This is a genomic window from Streptomyces thermovulgaris (assembly GCF_002155915.1).
Classification (GTDB): Bacteria; Actinomycetota; Actinomycetes; order Streptomycetales; family Streptomycetaceae; genus Streptomyces; species Streptomyces thermovulgaris.
On sequence record NZ_MUME01000105.1, the window covers coordinates 1 to 813 of the forward strand.

Genomic DNA, 813 nt, shown 5'->3' on the forward strand with positions numbered 1-813 from the left:
GCTATGGGCCGTGGCAGACCGTCTATGAGCGGTTTGCCCGCTGGGAGGCGGACGGCACCTGGGCCCGGCTGCTTGAACAGATCCAGGTCCGCGACGACTGCGTCGGCGCGGTGGAATGGACCGTGTCGGTCGACTCCACCATCAACCGGGCCCACCAGCACGCCGCCGGCGCCCGCAAAAAGGGGCGGCGCCGGGGGACGAACTGGAAGATCCGGCATACGCGGCGGCTGGCCAGGCGCTCGGCCGGTCCCGCGGCGGACTGACCGTCAAGGTCCATCTCGCCTGCGACGGCCGGGGCCTGCCCCTGGCCGTCGTCGTCACCGCGGGCAACTGCAACGACTCCACCGCGTTCGGTGCGGTCCTCAAGGCGCTGCGGGTGCCCCGGGCCGGTGTCGGGCGGCCGCGCAGCAGGCCCGATGCGGTCATCGCGGACAAGGCGTACTCGTCGCGGGCGATCCGCCACCTCCTGCGGCGGCGCGGCATCCGGGCGGTGATCCCGGAACGGGCCGACCAGAGGGCCAACCGGGCACGGCGCGGACGGGCCGGCGGCAGACCACCGGCCTTCGACCGTGAGCTGTACAAGGCCCGCAATGTCGTCGAACGCTGCTTCGCCCGGCTCAAGCAGTTCCGGGCGGTAGCGACCCGCTTCGACAAACTGGCCGCCCGCTACCGGGCCGGACTCCACCTTGCGTCACTCATCCTCTGGCTCCGCACACCCCACCAAAATCATTTGCCAGACAAGCCCTAGGCCCGGACGGCGTCGCGGGGGCGTCCGGGGCGTCGGCGCCGACAGGGCGCCGCGGGGCGGCCCGA

The 813-nt window shown here is 72.9% G+C and carries 1 pseudogene; it reads left to right on the forward strand.

Going from position 1 to position 813, the window contains the following annotated elements:
* A pseudogene (locus CCN35_RS11075) lies at positions 1–748 on the forward strand (IS5 family transposase); the annotation flags it as partial.
* Between the last annotated feature and the right edge of the window lie 65 nt (positions 749–813).